The organism is Halopiger aswanensis (genome assembly GCF_003610195.1).
Classification (GTDB): domain Archaea; phylum Halobacteriota; class Halobacteria; order Halobacteriales; family Natrialbaceae; genus Halopiger; species Halopiger aswanensis.
Genome location: NZ_RAPO01000001.1, coordinates 752,749 through 773,769 on the forward strand (window position 1 = coordinate 752,749; position 21,021 = coordinate 773,769).

The 21,021-nt window shown below is 68.1% G+C and carries 20 protein-coding genes; 12 read left to right on the top strand and 8 right to left on the bottom strand.

The features are described 5' to 3' along the window. Window positions 1-45: 45 nt before the first annotated feature. The 3 genes from ATJ93_RS03665 (at window position 46) to ATJ93_RS03675 (ending at window position 3,776) form a co-directional block, all read left to right on the top strand. Window positions 46-696: an SDR family oxidoreductase gene (locus tag ATJ93_RS03665; protein WP_120243260.1), complete on the top strand. Its 651-nt coding sequence runs from the start codon at window positions 46-48 to the stop codon at window positions 694-696. Window positions 697-865: 169 nt separating this feature from the next. Continuing rightward, the gene (locus tag ATJ93_RS03670; protein WP_120243261.1) at window positions 866-2,518 is read left to right on the top strand and encodes a long-chain fatty acid--CoA ligase; all 1,653 of its coding nucleotides are present in this window, start codon (window positions 866-868) and stop codon (window positions 2,516-2,518) included. A gap of 112 nt (window positions 2,519-2,630) precedes the next feature. Further along, a complete protein-coding gene (locus ATJ93_RS03675) occupies window positions 2,631-3,776 on the top strand; it encodes an acyl-CoA dehydrogenase (RefSeq protein WP_120243262.1) in 1,146 nt (381 codons plus the stop codon). 68 nt (window positions 3,777-3,844) lie between these two features. Here ATJ93_RS03675 and ATJ93_RS23475 read toward each other — a convergent pair whose 3' ends face one another. The 3 genes from ATJ93_RS23475 to ATJ93_RS03685 form a co-directional block, all read right to left on the bottom strand. After that, the gene (locus ATJ93_RS23475) at window positions 3,845-4,003 is read right to left on the bottom strand and encodes a hypothetical protein (protein WP_170155509.1); all 159 of its coding nucleotides are present in this window, start codon (window positions 4,001-4,003) and stop codon (window positions 3,845-3,847) included. A gap of 181 nt (window positions 4,004-4,184) precedes the next feature. Next, complete coding sequence (locus ATJ93_RS03680) at window positions 4,185-4,496, bottom strand: PadR family transcriptional regulator (RefSeq protein ID WP_120243263.1); 312 nt, start codon at window positions 4,494-4,496, stop codon at window positions 4,185-4,187. A gap of 88 nt (window positions 4,497-4,584) precedes the next feature. Then, entirely contained in the window at window positions 4,585-5,505 is a 921-nt protein-coding gene (locus tag ATJ93_RS03685; RefSeq protein ID WP_120243264.1) for a DUF3267 domain-containing protein, read from the bottom strand. Window positions 5,506-5,597: 92 nt separating this feature from the next. Here ATJ93_RS03685 and ATJ93_RS03690 point away from each other — a divergent pair, with 92 nt between their 5' ends. The 3 genes from ATJ93_RS03690 to ATJ93_RS03700 all read left to right on the top strand — a co-directional run bounded on the left by ATJ93_RS03690 (window position 5,598) and on the right by ATJ93_RS03700 (window position 8,218). Continuing rightward, window positions 5,598-5,975: a DUF7111 family protein gene (locus ATJ93_RS03690; protein ID WP_449405093.1), complete on the top strand. Its 378-nt coding sequence runs from the start codon at window positions 5,598-5,600 to the stop codon at window positions 5,973-5,975. Window positions 5,976-6,066: 91 nt separating this feature from the next. After that, entirely contained in the window at window positions 6,067-7,494 is a 1,428-nt protein-coding gene (locus ATJ93_RS03695) for a heme o synthase (protein WP_120243265.1), read from the top strand. A 79-nt stretch (window positions 7,495-7,573) separates the two neighbouring features. Then, window positions 7,574-8,218 (top strand): thioredoxin domain-containing protein, encoded by a 645-nt coding sequence (locus tag ATJ93_RS03700; protein WP_120243266.1) that lies wholly within the window; start codon window positions 7,574-7,576, stop codon window positions 8,216-8,218. Between the two features lie 36 nt (window positions 8,219-8,254). On the opposite strand, the gene ATJ93_RS03705 is transcribed toward ATJ93_RS03700, so the two are convergent. Both ATJ93_RS03705 and ATJ93_RS03710 read right to left on the bottom strand, forming a co-directional pair. Further along, window positions 8,255-9,871, bottom strand: a complete 1,617-nt coding sequence (locus tag ATJ93_RS03705) for a potassium channel family protein (protein WP_245977501.1) — start codon at window positions 9,869-9,871, stop codon at window positions 8,255-8,257. A 57-nt stretch (window positions 9,872-9,928) separates the two neighbouring features. Further along, complete coding sequence (locus ATJ93_RS03710; RefSeq protein WP_120243267.1) at window positions 9,929-11,554, bottom strand: potassium channel family protein; 1,626 nt, start codon at window positions 11,552-11,554, stop codon at window positions 9,929-9,931. A 180-nt stretch (window positions 11,555-11,734) separates the two neighbouring features. On the opposite strand from ATJ93_RS03710, the gene ATJ93_RS03715 reads away from it, so the two are divergent. Beyond that, on the top strand, window positions 11,735-12,112 hold the full coding sequence (locus tag ATJ93_RS03715; protein WP_120243268.1) for a hypothetical protein: 378 nt from the start codon (window positions 11,735-11,737) through the stop codon (window positions 12,110-12,112). An 87-nt stretch (window positions 12,113-12,199) separates the two neighbouring features. Further along, complete coding sequence (locus tag ATJ93_RS23480; RefSeq protein WP_170155510.1) at window positions 12,200-12,370, top strand: hypothetical protein; 171 nt, start codon at window positions 12,200-12,202, stop codon at window positions 12,368-12,370. A 36-nt stretch (window positions 12,371-12,406) separates the two neighbouring features. On the opposite strand, the gene ATJ93_RS03720 is transcribed toward ATJ93_RS23480, so the two are convergent. Both ATJ93_RS03720 and ATJ93_RS03725 read right to left on the bottom strand, forming a co-directional pair. Then, the gene (locus ATJ93_RS03720; RefSeq protein WP_120243269.1) at window positions 12,407-13,405 is read right to left on the bottom strand and encodes an aldo/keto reductase; all 999 of its coding nucleotides are present in this window, start codon (window positions 13,403-13,405) and stop codon (window positions 12,407-12,409) included. 113 nt (window positions 13,406-13,518) lie between these two features. After that, window positions 13,519-15,180 carry a hypothetical protein gene (locus ATJ93_RS03725; protein WP_120243270.1) on the bottom strand — a complete coding sequence of 554 codons (1,662 nt, stop codon included), beginning with the start codon at window positions 15,178-15,180 and terminating at the stop codon, window positions 13,519-13,521. Window positions 15,181-15,348: 168 nt separating this feature from the next. Between ATJ93_RS03725 and ATJ93_RS03730 the strand changes: the two genes are divergently transcribed. From ATJ93_RS03730 to ATJ93_RS03740, 3 genes are all read left to right on the top strand, one after another. Next, the gene (locus ATJ93_RS03730; protein ID WP_120243916.1) at window positions 15,349-16,134 is read left to right on the top strand and encodes an ABC transporter ATP-binding protein; all 786 of its coding nucleotides are present in this window, start codon (window positions 15,349-15,351) and stop codon (window positions 16,132-16,134) included. A gap of 42 nt (window positions 16,135-16,176) precedes the next feature. Then, a complete protein-coding gene (locus tag ATJ93_RS03735; protein WP_120243271.1) occupies window positions 16,177-16,995 on the top strand; it encodes a hypothetical protein in 819 nt (272 codons plus the stop codon). Window positions 16,996-17,058: 63 nt separating this feature from the next. Continuing rightward, entirely contained in the window at window positions 17,059-17,919 is an 861-nt protein-coding gene (locus tag ATJ93_RS03740) for a hypothetical protein (RefSeq protein WP_147376617.1), read from the top strand. A gap of 12 nt (window positions 17,920-17,931) precedes the next feature. Here ATJ93_RS03740 and ATJ93_RS03745 read toward each other — a convergent pair whose 3' ends face one another. After that, entirely contained in the window at window positions 17,932-18,303 is a 372-nt protein-coding gene (locus ATJ93_RS03745) for a cupin domain-containing protein (RefSeq protein ID WP_120243273.1), read from the bottom strand. A 190-nt stretch (window positions 18,304-18,493) separates the two neighbouring features. Between ATJ93_RS03745 and folP the strand changes: the two genes are divergently transcribed. Next, window positions 18,494-20,977: a dihydropteroate synthase gene (folP, locus tag ATJ93_RS03750; RefSeq protein WP_120243274.1), complete on the top strand. Its 2,484-nt coding sequence runs from the start codon at window positions 18,494-18,496 to the stop codon at window positions 20,975-20,977. Window positions 20,978-21,021 lie beyond the last annotated feature (44 nt).

Consider the following 21,021-nt stretch of genomic DNA (forward strand, 5'->3'; position numbering starts at 1 on the left):
ACGGCCCGGCGAAACCTCTTTTCTGAGCAGGACCGAACCGTCCGTATGAACGACACCGTACTCGTTGCCGGCTCGCACGGCCCGACCGGTCAGCACGTCACGCGACTGCTCGCCGAACGCGACCGCACGCCGCGGGCGATGATCCGCGACGACTCGCAGACCGAGGAGATGGAATCGCTCGGCGGCGACCCGGTCGTCGCCGACCTGACCGAGCCCGACTCGCTCGAGCCCGCCGTCGAGGGCTGCGATGCCATCGTCTTCGCCGCGGGCTCCGACGGCGAGGACGTTTACGGCGTCGACCGCGACGGCGCGATCAACCTGATCGACGCCGCCGAGGACGCGGGCGTCGACCGGTTCGTCATGCTCAGTTCGATGGGTGCCGACGATCCCGAGTCGGGACCCGACCCGCTGTGGGACTACCTCATCGCGAAGGCCGAGGCCGACGAGTACCTCCGGCAGAGCGACCTTTCGTACACTATCGTCCGCCCCGGCGAGTTGACGACCGCGGACGGCACTGGCGAGATTCGAGCCGCCGACAGCCTCGAGATGGCCGACGGCGATATCCCGCGGGAAGACGTCGCCCGCGTACTCGTGACCGCGATCGACTTCGATCCCGTCTACGGCGAGACGGTCGAGATTCTGTCGGGCGACGAATCCATCGAATCGGCGCTCGAGGCGGTCGGGACGGCCGAATAGCGGAGGTGTCGTCGGTCGGATAGTGACTGCGGCGGCAGCTCGCGCTTCGTTTTTCCGGTCTCTCCGTGCTGTGCGATCCGCAGCGAGTGGTACAACGCGTATCGTGATGCTGTATATCAACCCGCATATGGAAAGAGTAATACCATATATTCATGATTAAACAGTTGGTATGCCAGCGGGAACAGACCAGACCCTTCGGCCGTTTCTGTGGCGCGCGAGCAAACTGTACGCCGACACGGAGATCGTCTCCCGGAACCACGACGGACTGCAGCGGTACACGTACGGCGAGTACGAGGACCGAACCTGCCGCCTCGCGAACGCCCTCGAGGAGCACGGGATCGAGCAGGGCGACCGCGTCGGGACGTTCTGCTGGAATCACTCGCGGCACTTCGAGACGTACTTCGCCGTCCCGTCGATGGGGGCGCAACTGCACACGATCAACCCGCTCCTCCCCGACGCGCACATCCGGTACATCGTCGACAACGCCGACGACGAACTGATCTTCGTCGATCAGTCCTTCGCGGGGAAACTCGCGGGCGCGGTCGAGGACGCCGACGACGAGTTCGACGGCGTCGACTTCGTCGTCATGGGGAGCGAGGCGTCCGATGCTCTCGAGGCGACGCCCTACGAGTCGTTCATCGAGGGCCACGACACGGAGTACGACTGGCCCGACGTCGACGAGGAACAGCCCGCGGGGATGTGTTACACCTCGGGGACGACCGGCGATCCGAAGGGCGTCGAGTACACCCAGCAGATGCTCTGGAGCCACACCATGGCCTCCCAGACACCGCAGGGGATTCCGATGGCCGACGACGACGTCGTCATGCCCGTGGTCCCGATGTTCCACGTCAACGCCTGGGGGATGCCGTTTACGGCGACCGCGGGCGGCGCGAAACAGGTCTTCCCCGGTCCCTCCCCTGAGCCCGCGGACCTCGCGGACCTCATCGAATCCGAGGGCGTGACGATCACCGCGGGCGTGCCGACCGTCTGGCTCGGCCTGATGGAGTACTGTTCGGAGAACGAGGTGGATCTCTCGGCGCTCGAGACCGTGATCGTCGGCGGCTCGGCGGCGCCGAAGTCGATGATCGAGTGGTTCGACGACCAGGGCGTCGAGGTGCTGCACGCCTGGGGGATGACCGAGACGGCGCCGATCGGCACGGTCTCGCACCTCAGGGCCGACCTGCAGGACGCCGACTACGAGACCCAGGTCGATAAGCGCAGCAAACAGGGACTCGTGATGCCCGGCCTCGAGTTCAGGGTGATCGGCGACGACGGCGAGGAGGTCGCCTGGAACGGCGAGGACTTCGGCGAACTGTGGATCCGCGGGCCGTGGGTGGCCACGGAGTACTTTAAGCGGCCGGAAGCCAACGAGGCGGAGTTCGAGGACGGCTGGCTCAAGACCGGCGACGTCGTCACCGTCGACGAGGACGGCTACGTCAAGATCGTCGACCGGGAGAAGGACGTCATCAAGTCCGGCGGCGAGTGGATCTCGTCGGTCGAACTCGAGAACGCGATCATGGCCCACGACGACGTCGCCGAGGCGGCCGTCGTCGGCGTGCCGCACGAGCGGTGGCAGGAGCGGCCGGTCGCGTTCGTCGTCCCCGCGGCGGACGCCGACCGCGAGACGCTGGTCGACGAAATCAAGGCAGAACTCGCCGACGAGTATCCGAAGTGGTGGCTCCCGGACGACGTCGAGTTCATCCAGGAGATTCCGAAGACGGCGACGGGCAAGTTCTCGAAGAAGGACATCCGCGAGGAGTACGCCGACGAGTCGCTCGTTGAAGGACGGGTTCCGGAGGAAGCCGCGCCGGACGACGACTGAAACTGAATCTCCCCACGGTCGGCGTCCAGTTTTTGCCGATCGGATCGACCGCGACGGAAACGGATAGCTATCGGAACGAACAGTAAAGGGCCACGGTTCCAAATACCACGGTATGGACTTCGCGCTCTCCCCCGAGCAGCAACAGATCCGGGACATGGTCGCCGAGTTCGTCGACGAGGAGGTCGTTCCCATCGCCGACGAGATCGACCACGACGACGAGTTCCCGCAGGATCTCATCGACGAGATGGCCGATCTCGGCCTCATGGGCATGCCGTTCCCCGAGGAGTACGGCGGCGCCGGCCTCGACTACCACTCCTACGCGATCGGCCTCGAGGAGATCTCCCGCGGCTCCGGCGGGCTGGGAACGATCGTCGCGGCCCACACCTCCCTTGCGGGGAACATGCTCTACAATTTCGGGACCGAGAGCCAGAAGGAGGAGTACCTCGTGCCGCTCGCGGAAGGACGCGACATCGGCGCGTTCGCGCTCTCGGAGGCGGGCGCGGGCAGCGACGTGCCGGCGATGGAGACGACCGCCGAAAAAGATGGCGACGAATACGTCGTCAACGGCGGCAAACTCTGGATCTCCAACGGCTCCGTCGCGGACACGATCACCCTGTTCGCGAAGACCGATCCCGAGGCGGGCAACAAGGGAATCTCGTCGTTCGTCGTCCGCCCCGAGGAGGACGACGGCTTCATCGTCGAGAACACGGAGGAGAAACTCGGCGACAAAGGGTGTCCCACGGCCGAGTTGCGGTTCGACGACATGCGCCTGTCCGAGGACCGCCTGCTCGGCGAAGAAGGCGAGGGCTTCGTCCAGGCGCTGAAGACCCTGAACGGCGGCCGCATCACGATCGCCGCCCGCGGCGTCGGCATCGCCCGCGCCGCCTTCGAGGCCGCCCGCGACTACGCCAACGAGCGCGAGCAGTTCGGCCAGCCGATCGGCGAGTTCCAGTCGATCAAGCACAAGCTGGCGGACATGGACACGAAGATCCAAGCCGCCAAGATGCTGATGCACAAGGCCGCGGACAAGAAGATCCGCGGCGAGAACTACATCAAGGACGCCGCCCAGGCCAAACTCTACGCCTCCGAAGTGAGCCGCGAGGTGGCCAACGAGGGCATCCAGATCCACGGCGGCTACGGCTACACGAAGGACTTCCCCGCCGAACGGTTCTACCGCGACGCCAAGCTCAACGAGATTTACGAGGGAACGAGCGAGGTGCTGCGGAACACGATCGGCGATCAGTTACTCGAGGAGTGACCGGCGACAACGCGGTAAGCGATCGAAAACGGCGATTGCGACCGCGGTGATGCGGTCGCACTACCGCGTCACATCCCCGCGAGGAGGATGTAAAAGAGTAGCACGACGGCAACGCCGAGCGCAACGTGACCTGCAACCCCGATCGCCGCGATGACGCCGGTGACTGCCCTGGTGATCGGGTGAATCTGTTCGCCGAAGACGTCCCGTTCGATGTCGGCGACGGCCATTGTGAATCCCCTCACGTGGAACGTGGGGCTACGCACGGACAAACCCCGCCGCTAATTCCCAGCGCGCGGAAGTTCGCCGGACTAGTCCCACGATATCAGGGGGATATATTAGCGACGCCGCAGGGTCACCGCGGCATCGAGCGCGATCGAGGGACCGCAGCGGATTCGGGATCGGTAGGCGTTAGGAGTCGACCGTCTCGCTCGAGGCGTCCGACTCGAGACACCCCCGGAGCCACTCGTAGTGGTCCTGCACCCGTCGCTCACCCTCGTCAGTAAGCCGATAGACGTCGTGAATGCCCTCCGTTCGTTCCTCGACGAAGCCCGCCTCGACCAGCGCCGAGAGCGACCCGTAGAACGACTTCGGGTCGATGCGGCCGTCGTAGTGGGACTCGAGGCGGGACTTCAGTTGCTGCCCGCGGAGCTCGCCGTCCTCGGCGGCGGAAAGCAGGACGCACATGTCTCGACGGCGGCCGCTCTGGAGCCACTTGCTCATAGTGGTTGAGTCGCGGGGGCGTCGCTCGAGCGTTACGGTTTCCGGTCTCGGTCGCACGACTCGGGGGGTTCGTCGGTGTCGCCGTCCGTCACTCGAGTTCACCGCGAGCGGCCGCCACGAGCGTCCGCACGATCCCGCCGACGGCGGCGACCGCCAGCACGGACGCGGCGCCGATCTCGAGGTGGGCGTCCCCGTTGACGCCGAGTTCGTGCCGGAGGAGGAACCACCGGCCGTCGGGGTGGCCGATTACGACGTCGCCCGAGCCGACCGCGAGCGAGCCCAGTACGGCGACGATGCCCAGTCCCACGAGGATCGCGAGCGTCCCGGCGGCGCCCGCGAGCAGCGTTGTGAGGACGACTGCGACGGGACGGCACTCGAGGGAGGAGGGCTGTCCGTCCGCGTTTTGGTCCGGTTCCGGGCCGTAGATCGCGAATCCCTGCACGCCGTCGCCGTCCGGAAGCTCGGTGACTCGGACGTCCGCGGGATACTGCAGCAGCGTCGCGGCCATCCAGAGATCGCCGATCGAGCCGGCCGCGTTCGTCGCGAGCGGGATCAGCCACACTGACGACGGGTAACCCAGCATGGCGGCGACGCCGAGGGTCGTGATCGAGACGAACGGCGCGAGCAACATCGCGAGCAGTTGATTCCGCGTAAAGTCGCCCCGCGTCTCGGCGTAGGCGTACGGCAGCACGAAGTACGAGACACCGATTCCGAAGCCGGGTGAATCGCCGTACCGGGTCATAACCAGCCCGTGAAGCGCTTCGTGGAGGACAATGACGAGCGCCACGAGACCGAGCGAGACGAGGAGCCAGAAGTGGACGGCCGGCGGCGTCGCCCGGATCACGATCGGCTCGAGGGAGTGGCCGCGGATCGCCGCCAAGACGCGAGCGAAGCAGTACGCGAAGACGAAGAAGCCGACCACCGCGGTCCCGAGCCACTGGAGGGCGACGCGTCGGGTGAGCCGAAACTCGGCGAGCGGGCGGGACCTGACGGACGCCGTCCGGGACACGTCTCCGACTCCCGACGGGGGCGAAAAAGCGGTATCGATCTCGCCTCGCCGGAACCGACAGTTTCCCGGTTCTGGACTCGCGAGTACGACCCATGACCGAGTCGGAGGACGAGGCGGAATCTGGTACGGAGACGGGAACGGAAGCGGCCGCCGAAGGCGAGTCGAACGGTACCGACGCCGACACGCGAACCGCCGAAACCGACGGGATCGCAGCGACCTACGAGGAGACCGGCGGCGAGCGAATCCTCGCGTTCGAGCGCACGGGCGCCGGCACCGGGCCGCGCGCGACCGCGGCAATCGCCCAGAACATCGAGGGCTACGCCATGCTGAAGGTCCGCCCGAGGCCCGACGGCGACGAACTCGAGCGCTACTACGGGTTCGACATGGCGCTCGACCACGCCGCGGAGCTACTCGGGGTCTCGCCGCACGACCTCCCGATCCCCGAAGCGGCCGAGGATATGGGAATGTGAGAGTCACGCACACCGACTGAATCGGGGGAAAGCGGGGGCGAAAGCGGGAATCATAAATACGCAGAGTCGAACGTTGCAGACGAGAATAGCCGTGGCAACCGACTCGTTTCCCCGCCCGATCGGGACGCACCGACGCTTCTCCGCACTGCTTACAGCGACCGCACTCGGCGTCTACCTCCTGTTGATCATCGGCGCGACGACGTCGATTACGGACGCCGCGTCGGCGTGTTCGACGTGGCCGACCTGCCACGCGCCGACCGACCCGCTGAACGAGACGCAACTCGCGATCGTCTGGGGCCACCGCATTGCGGCCCTCGTCGTCGGGCTGCTCGTCGCCGCGACGGCCGCCGTCGCCGTACTCGGCGACGCCACCGCCCGCGTTCGACGAACGCTGTTCGCCGCCGCCGCACTCTACGTGGTCCAGGTCGGCGTCGGCGCGGCCACCGCGACGCTCGGCGCCGACGCCATCGCACCCGGACTCCACCTCGGACTCGGCGTCGTCATCTTCGCCGGCGTCGTCCTCGCGCTCGCCTGGGACCTCGAGTTGACCACCGGCCGGGACGACGACGCGATCGCGACCGATCCGAGTATGGCGCCCGAACCGCTCGAGGAGAACGCGAGCGAGAAACGGGAGCTCCCCTCGAGTCCGCTCGCTCGCGCCCGGCTGACCGCGTACGCCTACTTCAAGATGATGAAGCCGCGGCTGATGTGGCTGCTCTGTCTCGTCGCCGCCGCGGGGATGGCCCTGGCCGCCGGCCCGTCGCTGGACGCGTACACGATCGTCGCCACGCTCGGCGGCGGCGTCCTTTCGATCGGCGCCTCGGGGACGTTCAATCACGTCCTCGAACGCGACATCGACCGGCGGATGTCCCGGACCGCGGATCGACCGCTGGCGACGGATCTGGTGCCGGTCCGGAACGCCTTGGCCTTCGGCGGCCTGCTGACGGTCGCCTCGCTCGGCGTCTTCCTGACGATCAACCGGCTCGCGGCGGCGCTGGGACTGGCCGCAATTTTGTTCTACAGCGTGGTCTACACGCTGCTTCTCAAGCCGAACACCGTCCAGAACACGGTCATCGGCGGCTTCGCCGGCGCGCTACCGGCGCTGATCGGCTGGGCGGCCGTCACCAACGAGATCGGGATTCCGGCGCTGGCGCTCGCGGGCGTCATCTTCCTCTGGACCCCGGCGCACTTCTACAACCTCGCGCTGGCGTACAAGGACGACTACGCCCGCGGCGGCTTCCCGATGATGCCGGTCGTTCGCGGCGAGACCGAGACCCGGAAACACATCGTCTACTACCTCGCCGCGACGCTCGTGAGCACGGTCGCGCTCGCGTGGCTCACCGACCTCGGGGCGATCTACGCCGCGACGGTCGCGATCTTCGGCGGAATCTTCCTCTGGGCGGCCGTCGTCCTCCACTTCGAGCAGACCGAAGCCGCCGCGTTCCGGTCGTTCCACGCTTCGAACGCCTTCCTCGGGGCGGTACTGGTCGCGGTACTGGTCGACGCGCTCGTACTGTAACTCACCCGCTCGCCCCGGCTTTGGCTCCGAGGCGCGCGTTGCGATGCTCCTAACTCGCTTCGCTCGCTAGAGCCGGGTAATGCATCGCCGTTCGTTTCTCGCCGCAACCGCCGGCACCGCCGCTGTCGGGCTCGCCGGCTGTACGTCGTTCCTCGAGGCGTCGATCCCCAGCGAACTCGAGGACGTCGACGCCGATCGCCAACTTCCGGTCCCGACGCTCGGCGACGGCGACGTCCCCGTCACCGTCTACGAGGACCTGGGCTGTCCCCACTGTCAGGAGTTTCAGGCCGACGTGTTCCCCACGCTCGAGTCCGACTATATCGAGCCGGGCGAGATCGAGTACCGCCACCGCGATTTCGTAGTGATGGCGTCGGAATCGTCCGCGGCACGGGCGAACGCCGCCCGCGCGGTACAGGCCGCCACTCAGACAGACGACGATCCGAACGGCCGATTTTTCGAGTACAAGCGCACGGTGATGCGCGACGATATCGGCAGCGCGGACGAACTGGCCGCGGCCGCCGAGGATGTCGGTGTCGACCCGTCGACCGTGACGGAGGCCCTCGAGGACGACACTTACTACCCGACGCTGGTCGCGGACTGGGAGCACGGCGAGGCGGAGGGAGTCGAGGCGACCCCGACGGTGTTCGTGGACGGCGAGCCGGTCGACGATTCGCAGGACGGAGAGTCGGTCGTCGCGGCGATCGAGGACGCGCTCGGCCGGTAGCAGTCTCCGGGTCGCATCTCTGCCCGGTCGGCTCGGTCACTCCACGGCCGACTCGAACGCGTTGATCGCGTCGTCGTCGCCCGCGAGCAACAGGCTGTCGCCAGCCTCGAGCGTGAACGTCGGCGACGCGTCGGGGTAGACCTCACCGGAGCGTTCGACGGCGATGAGCGTGCAGTTCGTTTCGGCGAGGGGAATGTCGGCGACTGTTCGTCCCGTAAGCGCCGGCGATTCGAACCGAACGATCTTCAGCTGGCGGTCGTAGGAGACGATCTCCTCGCGGAGGACGTCCAGCGCGAGCAGTCGGCCGCTGATGTCGGGCAGCGTGAGGACGTAGTCGGCGCCCGCTCGCCGAGCCTTCACCTCGTTGTCGGCGTCGTTCATCCGAACGATGATATCGAGGTCCGGCGCCAGTTCTCGAGCGACGAGCACCGAGAGGATCGCCGCCGCGTCGTCCTTGATCGCGACGACGAACGTCGTCGCGTCCTCGATCACGGCCTCCCGAAGGACGTCCTCGTCCGTCGCGTTGCCCACTACGTCGACACCCGCCTTCTCCTCGACGTCGACGACCGTACAGTCGACGTCGGTCGCACGCAGTTGCTCGCTGACCGTCGACCCGACCTCGCCGTGGCCGGCGATAACCACGGTTCCGTTCCGGCCGTGACTCGCGTAGGTCCGGGCCTCGAGGTCGCGCAACTCCCGTTCGCCGCCCGCGACGAGCAGGGTCGTTTCGTCGGTGATCACGGTGTCGGGCGCGGGCGAGCCGACGAACTCGCCGCCGGCCCAGAGGCCGACGATGGCCGCCGACTGGTTGTCGATCAGCCCGGCCTCCGCGAGCGTCATCCCGCAGATGGGGCTGTCCTCGAACACCGTGATCTCGACGAGTGCGAAGTCGTCCCCGAGGCTCGTCACGTCGCTCAGCCGCGGGTTGAGTTCGGTCTGGATCCGCTCGGTGATCCGCTGGGCCAGCAGGTGCCGCGGCGTCATCACGTCGTCGGCGCCGGCGTACCGCAGCGGCCGCTCGAGTGCGGGATCCTGACAGAGGGCGACGACCTGGATGCGTTCGGCACACTCTCTGACGGCGAGGACGGTACTCGCGGCGTCTTCGTCGCTGGTGTCGACGACGACCGAGGTCGCCGCGTCGACGGCGGCGCGCTCGAGCGTCTCGACGTTGTCGGGGTCGCCGTGAATCACCGAGACGCCAGCGTCGTCGAGGTCGAGCACCTCGTCGCGCGATTCGACGATGACGACGTAGTCGACGTCCCGCGTTTCGAGTTCGTCGATCAGCCGCTCGCCGCGGGCGCTGTAGCCGCAGACGACGACGTGGTCCTCTAACTCGACCGAGCGCGGAACCGTCCGAGAGAGCGACTGCTCGAGGATCGGCTGGAAGACGTACGGAAACACGATAAAGAGGAACAGAAACGTGCTCAGATCCATCACCATGACGAAGAGGTTGCCCAGCGGCGTCTCCCAGGGAGAGTCGGAGCCGTAGCCCGTACCGGTGAAGGTCTCGATGACGACCTGCGTCGAGTGAAAGTAGCTCTGGGACCGGCCTTCGACGAACGCCATCGCGTTGTGGTACAGCAGCGAGACGACGAGGATGAGCACCGCGACGCCGCCGAGCGTCTTCGCCGCGCGACGTTGCCAACGCTCCATACGTAATCCGTTGACTGTCAGTCTAAATCAATTCCGGCGGCTCCGGCGTCACTTCGTTCACTTCGCGACGGAGATGAACCGGTTGACCGTCTCGTCGCTGCCGGCGACGATGAGCGTGTCCCCGGTGCGAATCGTGAATTCCGCGCCGAGGTTCGTCAGCAACTCGCCGTCCCGCTCGGCGGCGACGACCGTGCAGCCGAGCCGCGCGCGGACGTCGACCTCGCCGAGGCTCCGGCCGACGAGTGCGGGCGCCGTCGTCCGGATGATCTCGAACTGCGTCTCCGGCGTCAGCACCTCCTCGTCCTCGAGCAGCAGCGAGGAGAGCATCCGTCCGGTCACGGTCGAGAGCGCGAGGACGTACTCGGCGCCCGCGCGGTAGAGCTTGCGGACGGTTTCGGTCTCGTTGGCCCGCGCAATTACCTCGACGTCGGGTGCGATCTTCTCGAGAACCAGCGTCGCGTAGATCGCTGCCGTATCGTCGTCGAGCGCGAGGACGATCGAACGGGCGCTTTCGACATCGGCGTTGACCAGCGTGTCGGCGTCGGTGACGTCGCCGACGATGTCGATCGCCTCCTCGTCGCCGTCGTCGACGATGGTGTGGGGCACGCCGGACTCGGCGAGGGTTTCGCTGACGGTGTGGCCGACCTCGCCGTAGCCGCCGACGATCACGCGGTACGGGCCGCCGGTCGGCGACACCGTTCGAGTCGTTAGCTCGGTCAGCGTCTCGTGCGAACCGGCGACGAGCAGGATCGTGTTCGGGTCGATGACCATGTCGGGATCCGGCGCCGGGGCGAACTCGCCGTCGATCCAGGCGCCGATCACGTTGACGCCCATCCGATCGCGCATGTTCGATTCGCCGATGGTCCGACCGGCGAGGTCGCTCCCGCGGCCGATGCGAAGTTCGGTGATCTCGAGTTGGTCCCCCAGTTCGATCGTTTCCTGAAGCTCCGCCGTAACGGACATCGCGGCCTTCCCGGCGAGGCTGCGCCCGAGCACCTGCCGGGGCCGGACGACCTCGTCGGCGCCGGCGTAGCGGTGGTAGGTCGCGACCTCGCGGTCCTCGGCGACGCTGATGGTCCTGATGTCGTCGCGAAGCTCCCGCGCGGTGAGGATGACCTCCGGGTTGGCTTCGTCGGAGATGTCGACCACCAGAGCGCGGGCGGCGTCGATGTTCGCCGCCCGAAGCGTCTCCTCCTGTTCCGGATCGCCGAGCATCGCCTCGATCCCGTCGTCGATCAACGCCGTCACCGCCTCCGGTTCGTCCTCGATGAAGACGGAGGGCACGTCCGCGGCCTCGAGTTCGTCCCGGAGCACGTCGGCCCGCTCGGTGTGCGAGCAGATGATGACGTGGTCGGTGAGCTCGGTCGACTCCGGCGGCTGGGTCTCGAGGGCCTGCTGGAAGAGCGGGACGACGACGATCGGCAGCGCGAGAAAGACGAGCAACACCCCGCTCATGTTCATCGCGATGACGATGAGGTTCATCCCGGGGGTGGTCCAACTCCCCGAGTCGCCCCCGAAGCCGGCGGTCGTCAGGATCTCGATGACGATCTGGGCCGACTTGATCAGGGAACGCTGCTCGCCCTGAAAGGTCGCCATGCCCCAGCGGTAGAGTCCGGCGTAGGCGAGGACGATCGCGAAGAGGGCGACGAGCGAGAGACAAATCCGTCGCCACCACGTATTCATGACCGCGGCCTACTCACTCGAGGCTCTGTAATGTACCGGTTTGGTGGCGGCCACAGTTTGTTTCGACTGACCGATCGATTTACGGACACACAGCGTCCATTCTTCCGGTATCACTCCCGCCGAAGTGCGCGTGCACGTGCAGGCGACGCCATTCTCCGCCTCGGCCCGATAGCACGCGGGATGGTCTTCGTCACCACCTTCGTCGCCAGTTTGCTCACGGGCGGACTGGGGGTGTATCTCGGCGCTCGAACCGTGGTCGATTCGCACGACTACGTCAACGCCGCGATCACCGGCCTGATCGGCGCACTTGTCCTGGTCGGCGGCGGTTTACTCTTCGGCTGGGTACCGCTACTCGGACAAGCCCTGTTGTTCGCCGTCTACGTCGGCCTGATCGGCCGGCGGTATCCCGGCGACTGGCTGGACGCCGCGAAGATTGCGGCGATCGCCTGGCTCACCGTCCTCGTCGTGCTCGCGGTCCTCGCCGGTCTCGGGTTCGTCACGCTCGAGGTGATCGGCGTCCCCGGATCGGGCGGATCGCTTCCGGAGTTCCCGTCGTAGCGCGACGCACCGTCCCGCGGTCATCGATACGACTATCTCGCGCGTGCCGGCCGCATCGTTATCCCGCCCACGCTCGTCGGTCACTCCATGGGAGACACGAAACAGGGGCGAGACAAGCAAGCGCGCGACGCGGAAGACCGCCAGCGAGAGCGGGAACTCGAGGAGGCGATCGATCGCACCGACGAAGCCGAACCGCGCGACGACCGCGACGACGAAGCGGACGACGGACGCGACGAAGCCGAAACGGCGGATTCGTAACTGCCGGCAGCCGTCCCGGGCCGTTCCTTTTGACCGCTACTCGTTCGTCGCTCGAGCCGCCTCGATGCGCTCGAACTGCTCGTCGGAGAGGTCGAGTTCGACCGCGCCGACGTTCTCCTCGAGTTGGTCGGGCGTCCGCGCGCCGACGATCGGGACGCACGTGAATCGATCCTGTTCCATCAGCCAGCGCAGCGACACCTGCGCCGGCGTCGCGTCGAGTTCGTCGGCGACGCCCTCGACGGCCTCGAGGACGTCCCAGGCGTTCTCCTGGACGTACCACTCGTCGAACATCTCGTCCAGACTGCCGCGCGAGCCGTCGGGGGCTTCGATGCCGCCGTCCGCGGTGCGGTCGTACTTGCCGGTGAGGAACCCGCCCGCGAGCGGCGAATACGGACAGACGGCCAGATCCTGGTCCGCACAGACGTCGAGGTAGTCGGCTACCTCGTCGTACTGGACCGCGTTGACCATCGGCTGGGTGACGTCGAACCGCTCGAGCCCCTCGACGTCGCTCGTCCAGAGCGCCTTGGTGAGCTGCCAGGCGGCCATCGAGGAGGCGCCGAGGTATCGCACTTTCCCCTCGCGGACGAGCTGGGTCAGCTCGGAGAGAGTCTCCCGGATCGGCGTGTCCTCGTCCCAGCGGTGGATGTAGTAGACGTCGAGGTAGTCCGTCCCCAGCCGGTCCAGCGTCCCTTCGATCTGGGCGCGGATGTGCTTGCGTCCCAGCCCGGAGTCGTTCGGCCCGGGTTCGCCCCAGCCGTCGAAGGGGAAGTAGACCTTCGAGGCGATGACGAAGTCCTCGCGGTCGTGGTCCTCGAGCCACTCGCCGATCCACTCCTCGCTGGTGCCGTTGGGATCGCCGTAGACGTTGGCGGTGTCGATGAAGTTGATCCCGTTCTCCCACGCCGTGTCCAGCAGGTCGTGGGCCTCCTCGCGGTCGGTTTCGACCACGCCGTCGCTCTCCATGGCGAAGCGCCAGGTGCCGAAACAGAGCTTCGATACCGTCGTGCCCGTGTTACCGAGTGTCGTGTACTCCATTCCGTGTCGGGGTTCTCGAGGGACCGCTAAAATGGGTCGGAAACCGGCGAGTCGGTCGGCCTTTCGCCCCCTCGAACGCCGTTCCCGACGCTCTCGAGACCGCTGACGACTCGTCAGTCGAGGTAGTACCAGTCGAACCGCTCAACTGCGTAGCGGTAGGAGACCAGCGGTGCGACCAGTCCGACGACCAGGACGATCCAGGCCGCGACGGTGATCGTCTGGGCGGAGATCGCCAGTTCCGGCCCCGGCGTCCACGCCGACACCGTCGCGATGAGATCGGCGATCAACTCCGGCGCCTCGAGGTAGAGCACGACGGCGGCCGCGGCGGGCAGCGCGATCGAGAGCGTGTAGACGAGGAAGGCCGTCTTGCTCGGCATCACGGCCTCGCGGTTGTTCGTCACCTTGACGCTGCCGAAGCGGGGGAACGCCGAACCGACGCCGGTCGCCAGCGCCGGCGTGGCGACCGCGCCGACGGCCGTTCCGGCGACCAGCGCGGCGGTGTGCTCGAGCGAGAGCGGGCTGACGAACCCGAGCACCGCGGACGCGACGATCGCGATCGGGACGCCGACGAGCGCGCCGGCGAGGACGCGGCCGCGGATCGCCTGCCGTCCGGTCAGCGTCGAGGTCAGGACGGCGGGCAGCCCCGGGCCGAGGTCGCCCAGCGGGTTGAGGGTAAAGAGGACGCCGGCCGCCCAGACGACGTAGAGGCTAAAGAGGACGGCCAGATACGACGGCACCGTCCCCAGTTCCATAATCTGCTGGACGAACCCGAGGGTCCCGAGCAGCGGGTAGCCGGCGTAGGCCAGCCGGATCGGCGAGCGCTTCGCGCGGCGGATCGCGGTCACGGTCTCCGTCCGGACCGGCTGCGAGACCGTCCCGGAGAGGAGGTCGGCGAGTCGATCGGAGGAGGTCTCCTCGTCTATTTCTTCGTCCTCGAACCGGGCCGGATCGGCGAACCAGTGGAGCCGCGCCGAGGGAATCCCGACGGCGACCGCGGCGCCGACCAGCAGCGCCGAGCCGACGAGCGCCCCGCCGACGCCGACCGTCGAAGCGTCGATCCCGGGGATGCCCAGCAGCAGGAGGTGGCCGGGCCAGCCGAGCGGACTGGCCTGCAGGTGGGTAAACAGCGTCGTCATGACGGCGTCGAGGCCACCGGTCGCGACCGCGCCGAAGTAGACGATCCAGAACGCGGCGAACAGCACCAGTCGGTAGCGGGCGATCGGCTCGTAGACGGTGATCAGGTGGCGAATCGCGATCCCGACGACGAACGCGACGGGGACGGCGGTGACGAGCAGGCAGACGATCAACAGCGGCGCCGCGAGAACCGGCAGGACCGTCCCCGCGCCGTAGGCGAACGCGGCGGCAAACAGGATCGCGGGCGGGACCACCCAGACGCCGATCAGCACGGTTTCGGCGGCGATAACGCCGACGACGGTGTTCCGAATCGGGGTCGACAGCAGGAGGAACGCCGGCTCGTCGATGTCGCCGACCGTCGTCACCGTCCGCAGTATCGCCATGAAGGTCAGAAACAGCCACAGGACCGCCGTTCCGCCAGTAACGTAGCTGGTAATCGTCTCGGCGGTCTCAGGGGTTACCGTTCCGGCGGCCGCTTCTTCGCCCAGCGACGGGAGGATCGAGAGGCCGACGAACGTGATCGGTCCGAGCGCGAACAGGGCGACCGCGGCCATCATGAGCAGTTTCGTCTTGTTCCCGACGAACGTCCGAGCGGTCCGTCGGAGTTCGAGGTGCGCGACGGTGGCGGGTGCGGCGCGCATCAGGGGTCACCTCGAGGAGCGCTCGAGCGGGGCGGACTGGGACGGAGACGAGCGAACGGGACGTACATGGTCGAATCCGCACCGCGCTCGTAGTAAACACTTTGGATCCTTGTCATCACGGCGCAGAAAATGACACGGGTTTAATACGATTCGTCCGGAATGGCCGGTATGCGCCCCGCCGACGCCCCCGCCATCGAGACCGACGGCCTGACGAAACGCTACGGCGAGACGACCGCCGTCTCGGACCTGACGATGTCCGTCGATCAGGGGGCCGTCTACGGTTTCCTCGGACCCAACGGGGCCGGCAAGACGACCACGATGCGGATGCTGACGACGCTGACGAAGCCGACGTCGGGGTCCGCCCGGGTCGCCGGCCACTCGATCGCCGAGCGCGAAGCCGTCGCCCCCCACATCGGCTACCTCCCCGAGGATCCGCCCGTCTACGACGAACTCACCGGCCGCGAACAACTCGAGTACGCCGCCGGCCTCCGCGATATCCCCGAGGACGAGGCCGACGAGCGAATCCAATCCCTGCTCGAGCGGTTCGACCTGCGGGCCGACGCCAACAAGCGCATCGAGGACTACTCGAAGGGAATGCGCCAGAAGGTCGGGGTCATTCAGGCGGTCCTCCACGAGCCGGCCGTCGCCTTCCTCGACGAGCCGACCAGCGGGCTCGATCCCCGGGCCGCGCGGACGATGCGGGACACCATCGCCGATCTGGCCGATCGGGAGATGACGATCTTCCTCTCGACGCACATCCTCCCGGTCGTCGACGAACTGGCCGACGAGATCGGCGTCCTCCACAACGGCGAACTCGTCGCCGAGGGCGACCCCGAGACGCTCAAGTCCCGCGCCGAGACCGGCGACGCGCGGAGCCTCGAGGACGCCTTCCTCGAGGTGACTCGCGAAGAGCCTCAGCACGAGGGGGCGACGGCGGAACCGCCGCTGGAGTAACGACGCGGACGCCTATCCGTTCCAGTATCTCACCCACACACGATGGCCCGTCTCTCACCCGCGACGCTCGCGATCGCAGCACTCGTCGGTCTCGCGAACGTCGGCGTCGTGTTCGCCCTGTACGCTCGCGGCGACTATCCCGCTCTCGAGCCCACCGCCGAACTCGCCGTCCTCGCGCTGACGACGTTCGTCGTCGGAGTCCTCCCCTGGTTCGCCTCGGCGCACACGCGTCTGGTGACGCCCGCGCTTGGCTTCCTCGGCGCACTCGCCGGCACCGTCTTCCTCGAGCTCACGACGCCGGCACCCGAGTGGAGCCGACTCGGCGAGTACGTCGTCGTCGACGGGCCGACGCACGCCTCGAGTTACGCGAACGCCTGGTACGTCTGGCTGGCTCTGCTGACGGTCGCCGGCGTCCTCGAGTTCGCGATCAGGCGAGGGTACGGAATCGGCGACGACCGGCTCCGGAACCTGCCGACGCTGCCGTTTTCGCGCGATCGGCTCGTCCGAACGGTCGGCGCCGTCGCTGCGCTCGTCGGCCTCGCGGCGACGCTGCTGGTGCTACGATCCGGTATTCGGCCGCCTGCTGCCGCGGCCGTCGTATTCCTCTTCGCCGCCGTCGTCACCGCGATCCCGCTCGCGGCGCTGCTCGCCCGCGGCATCGTGGCACCGACGGTGCTGTTCGCGCTCGTCCCGTACTTCCTTATCTACGAGGTGTTCGTCACGACCGACAGCCCGCTCCACATCCTCCTGTTCGGCCCCTACGCCGTCGTTCTCGCGCTCGCGTGGGCGCTCGAGGAAGCGATCCGCTCGCGACTGGGCGGCTGGAACGGCGGTCGGTTCGCCGGTCAGAAGCCGGCATGACTGTCCCGACGCGCGAAGATATTCGGGACAGCGATTATCGGTCGATCCTTCGGACCGTAGCACATGGGTTTAGGCAGGCCTAAACCGTTTGCTCGACTCCCGCGCATCGGAGCGGCGCTGCGACCACTTCGACCGCGGGTCGTCCTCGCCCTGTTGCTGTTCGCGTCGCTTGCGGGGTGTTGGATCGTCGGCAGCCGCGGCGGCGATCCTGCGGCGGTCGTCCGCGAGTGGATCGTCCTGCTCGGGCTCGGCGCGACCCTCGGCGGCGTCGGCTGGCGCCTCGTCCTGTATCCGGGTCGCGTCCCGGCCGACGAGGCGTGTCGCTCGTTCGTCGACCTGCGGTACGCGCTGATCGAGCTGCTGGCCGTCGTCGGGGCCGCGGTCGGCGCCGCAAGCGCCGTCGCAGGGACGATCTCGAGCAGCGGCGGCCCGCACACTCCGCTCCGACCGCTGGCCCTGAGTACGATCGTTCTCGCGCTCGCCGTCGACAGGGTCGGCGACGGGACAACGGACCGCTGGTGGCGGTTCCTCGCCGTTCTCGGCGGCGCGAGCGCGCTCACCGTAACCGCCGCCGACCACGTCCTGTCAGTCGGCGGCGGCCCGGTCGACGTCGCGGTTCGCGTCGGCCACCTCGGGGCGTTCGCCGTCTGGTTCGGCGGCGCACTGTGGCACAACGTCGTGGTCGTCGGTGTCGCCCGCCGCTTCCCGGACAGCCGGGAGCCGCTCCGCGCGCAGGCATTTGCCTTCCGCCGCGTCGTCGCCGTCTTGCTCCCCGCGGTCGTGCTGACCGGCCTCGAGCAAGCGGCGACGTTCGTAGGAACGACAAGCACGGTCTACCTCGAGACCGTTCCCGGACGGCTGGTCGTCGCGAAGGCGGGCGTGATCGCCGCGCTGGCGCTTATCGCGGCCACGGCGCGAAAATAGCCGGTGGTCGATTCAGGGGTCGAACACGCCCCGTTTCAGCCCCTCGCGGACGGGGTCGTGCTCGGCGTCGGTCGGCGGCGGACTGGTCACGAGCAGCGCCTCGAGGCGCTCGTCCTCGCTCGCCCGGACGCCGCGGTCGACGTCGGCGGGGACGGTGACGACGTCGCCGGGTTCGACCGCGTGCTCGGCGTCGCCGTCGCGGACGACGCCGGTTCCGGAGCGGACGTGGACGGCGACGTCGCTGCCCGGCGCGTGGACCGGGATGAACTGTCCGGGTTCGAAGTAGCCGCAGACGACCTTCATGCGATCGGTCTCGAAGACGGTCCGTGCGGAGAATTTGTCCTCGTTGTACTCCCGTTCGGCGTCGAAGTCAGTTGCTGGCATGGCTAATCATCTCGGTTTAGGGTAGCCTAAACCGTTTGCGTTAGACTGTACGTGCCGACGGGATCGATCTTCTCCCGAACGTGTCCGGTCCGCGCTCGAGTGCCGAACGGCGGCGTTCGCGTGAAACCGGCCGGCGGCGGGCGAAACCCGAGTCCGACACCCTAAAGCGGGCGGACTCTGTGGTTCGGATATGGAGTATCACGAGGCGGCGGACGCGCTTTTCGGTCTGCGACGGTTCCGCCCGAAACCGGGGACGGAGTCGACCGCCCGACTCCTCGCGCACCTCGGGAACCCACACGAGGACGTCGATTTCGTGCAGGTCGCCGGCTCCAACGGGAAGGGGAGCACGGCGCGGATGCTCGAGCGGACGCTCCGCGAAGCCGGACTTTCGGTGGGACTGTACACCTCGCCGCACCTCGAGGAACTGCGCGAACGGGTGCGGGTCGACGGGCGCAAGATCCCCCGCTCGGCCGTCTGCGAGTTCGTCGACTCGGCGCATGACTACATCACCGACCGGGCCGCCGACGGGGAGTCGCCCACGTTCTTCGAGACGATGACCGCGCTGGCGATCTGGCAGTTCGACCGCGAGGACGTCGACGTGGCCGTCCTCGAGGTCGGCATCGGCGGGAAGTACGACGCAACGAGCGTCGTCGATCCGATCGCGAGCGCGGTCACCAGTGTCACCTTAGAGCACACGGGCATCCTCGGCGACACCGAGGAGGAGATCGCCCGCGATAAGGCTCACGTCGCGCCCGACGACGCGCCGCTCGTGACCGGCGTCTCGGGCGAGCCGCTCGAGGCGGTTCGGGACGTCGCCGGAGACGTCGTCACCGTCGGATTCGCGGACGACGAGCCCGAACCCGACGTCCGCGTCGAGTACGGCGGCCGGACGAACCACACCGAAGCGGCCGTCTCGATCGACGCCGGCGACTGGGACCTCGAGACGCGCGTGCCGCTGCCGGGCGAGCACCAGGCCGAAAACGCCGGCATCGCCGCGACGCTCGCGCGGCAGGTCGCCGACGTCTCGACCGACGATATCGCTCGCGGCCTGCGCAGCGCCCACTGGCCGGGCCGGTTCGAAGTGATCGACACCGAGCCGCTGGTCGTCCTCGACGGCGCGCACAACCCCGGGGCCTGCGAGACGCTCGCGTCGACGCTCGAGACCTACGAGTACGACGACCTCCGCGTCGTCTTCGGGGCGATGCACGACAAGGACCACCGGGAGATGGCAGCGGCGCTGCCGACCCCCGACGCCGTCGTCACGGCGGAACCGGCCCTCGACCGCGCCGAGGAGCCGGCCGTCCTCGCCGACGTGTTCGCGGACGCCGGCGTCGCGGATGTCCGGACTGGGGGTGCCGTACAGGCCGCCCTCGAGGCCGCACTTACCGAGGCCGACGCTGACGACTGCGTGCTCGTCACCGGCTCGCTGTTCGCGGTGGCCGAAGCGCGCCGGCGGTGGACCCGCACCGAGATCGCGAAGCAGATTCGCGACCGCTCGGACGCCCGCGCGGCGCTCGCGGGTGCGAACGTCCCCGAGGCCAGCGTCCGACAACTGAGCGGACAGGGCGTCCACCGCGTCGTCCGCACCCGACTGCAGCGCCGGCAGGCGACGCTGGTGAAGGAGGAACTGCTGCGCGTCGGCGGCGACTGCGCGCTCTCGGGACTGCAGCGAGACGACGAACCCGTCGACGCCGTCCTGATGGGGACGCTCGCGCAGTTCGAGCGCCTCGTCGATCGTCTCGAGTCCGACGCCGACGCGCAGTCGCTGGGGCTCGCCGAACTCGCCGCGGAACTGCGGGGAACGCTCGAGATCGACGCCGCGGACGGCGGCGGTTCGACGGCCGACTCGGCGGCGTCTCGGTGGCCGTGGTTCGACCGCACCGCCGTCATGGGGATCCTGAACGTCACGCCCGACAGCTTCCACGACGGCGGCGAGTACGACGCCGTCGACGACGCGGTCGCCCGCGCGGAGGCGATGGTCGAGGCCGGCGCCGACGTGCTCGACCTCGGCGGCGAGTCGACCCGCCCCGGCGCCGACCCCGTCTCGACCGAGGAGGAGATCGACCGCGTCGTCCCCGTCCTCGAGCGCATCCGCGACCTCGAGGTCCCGATCTCGATCGACACGCGCAAGGCCGCCGTCGCCGACGCGGCCCTCGAGGCCGGCGCCGATATCATCAACGACGTCTCGGGGCTCGAGGATCCCGAGATGCGCTTCGTCGCGGCCGAGCACGACGCGGGCCTGATCGTGATGCACAGCATCAACGCGCCGGTCGTCCCGGGACAGGAGGTGACCTACGACGACGTCGTCGAAGACGTCGTCGACCAGCTCTCCGAACGCGTCCTGCTCGCGGAGAAGGCGGGCGTCGACCGCGAGAACATCGTCGTCGATCCCGGGATCGGCTTCGGCAAGTCGGCCCGCGAGAGCTTCGAGATCCTCGACCGCCTCGAGGAGTTCCGCGCGCTCGGCTGTCCGGTCCTCTTCGGTCACTCCCACAAGTCGATGTTCACCCACGTCGGCAGCGAAGCCGGCGACTGTCTCGACGCGACGGTCGCGGCGAGCGCGCTCGCGGCCGACCGCGGGGCCGACCTCGTCCGCGTCCACGACGTCCCCGAGAACGTCGCCGCGGTCCGGACGGCGCTGGCGACGCGGGACCCGGAGCGCTTCGAGTGGTAGCTGCTTCTACCGCAGCTACGCCACCGTCGACGCCACCGCCGCTC